Origin of the sequence: Kangiella sp. (genome assembly GCF_014762745.1) — a bacterium.
GTDB lineage: Bacteria > Pseudomonadota > Gammaproteobacteria > Enterobacterales > Kangiellaceae > Kangiella.
Map to the genome: position 1 here is coordinate 1 of NZ_JABURJ010000111.1, position 3246 is coordinate 3246.

Sequence of the window (3246 nt, forward strand, 5' to 3'; positions counted from 1 at the left end):
TGATGTTTTGGCTTGCCCATGATGCCAATGGTTGCAAAATTCAGGTGTGACGGCATGATAAGTGGTCAGTTACTTGTAATTGTCATATTGAGTCACATTTAAGAATATATAGAGCAAATAGGCAAGTCGTCTGCCATAATTTGTGGTTTTATCGACTGACCATGCCCGGATGCCTTATTCTTATAGGGAATTTTATATTGATTAGCAACTATGTCTAAATTTGATCAACGCGCACAAACACTGATGAAAGCCCTGGTGGAATCCTATATCGCCACCGGCCAGCCTGTGGGTTCGAAAAGACTGCTGGAGCAGACGGGGCTGACTGTCAGTCCGGCGACCGTGCGCAATGTGATGCAGGATCTGGAAGCCATGGGCCTGCTAACGGCGCCGCATACTTCAGCTGGACGTATTCCTACTGCGCAGGGTGTACGCGTGTTTGTCGATCAGTTGCTGACGGTGTCCAATGTGGAAGAGGTTTACCTCAAGCAGTTGCAGGAGCAGCTGGGGCGTGCCTCAGAGACTGGTGAAATGCTGGCCAGCGTCAGCCGTATGTTATCGAATATGACCAATATGGCGGGGCTCATACGAGTGCCAAGCCGAGATGTCACCCGCGTTAAGCACGTTGAGTTTTTGCCTTTATCACAAAACAAAATTCTGGTGATTCTGATACTGGACGATGGTGAGGTCCAAAATCGAGTCATTCAACTGGATTCGGAAGTGTCGCGTGATGAATTGCAGCAGGCTTCTAACTATGTCAATCATCACTTCGCTGGCAAAGAGCTTAATACGGTTCGACAGGAGCTTTTGCAGGAGCTGAAAAGTGATCGGGCCCAAATGGATGCTATGATGGCTTCGATGATGGAGGTGGCTGAAAAAGGATTCTCTAAAGATGAAAAAGATGACGAAGTGCAGGTGACCGGTAAGTCTCAGTTGTTAAATTACACCGGTGATATATCTGATCTCAAGTCGTTATTTGATGCTTTTGCCGAGAAAACTCAGATGCTGACTTTATTGGATAAGTGTCTCAGCGCTGATGGCGTCCAGCTCTTTATTGGTGAAGAATCTGGCTATGATGTCTTCTCGCAATGCAGTGTCGTAGGCGCTCCTTATTCTATTGATGGCAAAGCAGTTGGTGTACTCGCCGTCGTCGGTCCAACGCGCATGGCCTACGATAAAGTGATACCCATGGTCGATATCACAGCGAAATTGATCAGTTCCGCCTTGAAAAAGGACAGTTAAACCCTAATATATCCGCCAATTCCCAAATAAATTGAACGCATAGTCGGAGAGAGTGCTAATGTCTGAAAAAGACAATAAAAATCAATCGGTTGAAGAAAAGATTGAAGAAATTAAAAATGCTGTCGAGCAAGAGGCGGCTGAAGCAGAACAGAATGATGCTGAGCAATCTGAAGTGGATGCCGGTCAGGTATTTGAAGATATGACTGAAGAAGATCGTCAGATTGCTGAACTGGAAGCTGCTCTGGAAGCCGCTCGCCAGGAAGCTGCTGAGAATAAAGACTTAGCACTTCGCACTAAAGCCGAAGCGGAAAATATTCGCCGTCGTGCTGAGAATGATGTGGTGAATGCACGCAAATATGCAATTGAGAAGTTTGCCGTTGAACTGCTGGCCGTAGTTGACAGTATCGAACAAGGTCTGCAATTAAAAGCGGAAAGTGAAGAAAGCAAAGCGATTCAGGACGGTATGGAATTGACTTTGAAAATGACGCTGTCGACGCTTGAAAAATTCGGTGTAGAGCAATTGAATCCGCTTGAAGAAATCTTCGACCCGCAATTGCACGAAGCCATGACCATGGTGCCAAGCCCAGATCACGAATCGAATACAGTGATTGATGTATTCCAGAAGGGTTACACGCTCAATGGACGACTGATTCGTCCGGCGCGAGTGGTGGTAGCTCAATAAGCCACCAATGATAATGTAGGGGCGAGCCAATGTGCTCGCCTTTTTTATGCGTTAAGTTTGATAGTAATAAAATGACAACCTTGCCATTGTACGTCATTGGCGTATAATGAATTTAAAGGATATTGAAAGAATAAATAATAAAATGGTTATTATAGAAACGTCTATCTTTACCAAGAGAGTAAAGGAGTGCTTGAGCGATAATGATTATCGACAGTTGCAGGAAGCATTGATCATTAACCCAGAGCTTGGAAGCGTTATTCGCAAAAGTGGTGGATTGCGTAAGGTACGATGGAGGCTTGAGGGGAAAGGTAAAAGCGGTGGTATACGAGTAATTTATTACTGGAAAGTGTCGGATAGGCAGATTTATATGATTTATTGCTATCCGAAAAATGAATTGGATAACTTGACTGATGCGCAGGTTGCACAGCTCAAAAAAATCGTTGAGAGGTGGAACTCATGAAAGATGAACTATTTAAAGAAATGCTAGAAAGCGTGGAAGAGGCTGACGCTATCATGAAAGGCAAGGCTAGACCTTCCCGTTCTTTCGAATTTGAAGACCTCGAGGTAAAGGTCATCCGTGAAAAACTAGGCATGTCGCAGTCCCAGTTTGCAGCGTTAATGGGGATTAGTAAGAGGACGCTAGAAAATTGGGAGCAGGGTAAACGACACCCGACAGGCTCAGCTAAGGCCTTACTGACCGTTGTTGCAAAAAAACCGGAAGCAGTTTTAGAAGCATTACATACATAAGTGAAGACTGTTTTTATGGGTAGGGGCGGGCCAAAGTGCCCGCCCTTATTGTTTTAACACATCGCTGGTGGAGCACCAGCTACAAAAATATACTGCAAAGATAAACAGACCCTAATACAATACTCCGCTTATTTATTCATCACTTTTGACTTTTAGAGAGAATCCTATGGGACGCGCTTTCCAGAACCGCAAAGAATCTATGGCCAAAACCTCGGATCAAAATGCCAAGGTTTACAGTAAATACAGCCGCGAAATCTATGTTTGTGCTAAACAGGGTGGCGTTGAGCCGGAAAGTAACCTGGCTTTGCGCAGCTTGATGGACCGCGCCAAACGCGATCAGGTGCCAGCCCATGTGATCCAGAAAGCTTTGGATAAAGCACAGGGTGGAGCCGGTGAAGACTTCGCCGTTGCCCGCTATGAAGGTTATGCACCGGGAAATGTGATGGTGATTGTAGACTGCCTGACCGACAACCCAAACCGCACCTTTGGTGAAGTACGCCAATGCTTCGTTAAGACCAAATCTAAGATCGGTACTGAAGGCAGCGTTATGCACATGTTCGATCACAGTGCGATTTTCG

Annotated in this window: 5 protein-coding genes; all 5 read left to right on the plus strand. The window is 45.5% G+C overall.

Annotated elements, in window-relative coordinates; translation table 11 throughout:
* Positions 1-210: 210 nt before the first annotated feature.
* Entirely contained in the window at positions 211-1239 is a 1029-nt protein-coding gene (gene hrcA / locus HUJ19_RS09315) for a heat-inducible transcriptional repressor HrcA (RefSeq protein WP_290623723.1), read from the plus strand.
* A 58-nt stretch (positions 1240-1297) separates the two neighbouring features.
* Positions 1298-1921: a nucleotide exchange factor GrpE gene (gene grpE / locus HUJ19_RS09320; RefSeq protein WP_290623725.1), complete on the plus strand. Its 624-nt coding sequence runs from the start codon at positions 1298-1300 to the stop codon at positions 1919-1921.
* A gap of 142 nt (positions 1922-2063) precedes the next feature.
* Entirely contained in the window at positions 2064-2381 is a 318-nt protein-coding gene (locus tag HUJ19_RS09325) for a type II toxin-antitoxin system RelE/ParE family toxin (protein WP_367273997.1), read from the plus strand.
* Positions 2378-2668 (plus strand): NadS family protein, encoded by a 291-nt coding sequence (gene nadS, locus HUJ19_RS09330; RefSeq protein ID WP_290623729.1) that lies wholly within the window; start codon positions 2378-2380, stop codon positions 2666-2668. The genes HUJ19_RS09325 and nadS overlap by 4 nt, the downstream gene beginning before the upstream one ends.
* A gap of 166 nt (positions 2669-2834) precedes the next feature.
* Positions 2835-3246: YebC/PmpR family DNA-binding transcriptional regulator (locus tag HUJ19_RS09335; RefSeq protein WP_290623731.1), on the plus strand; the 412-nt coding region annotated here is incomplete at its 3' end.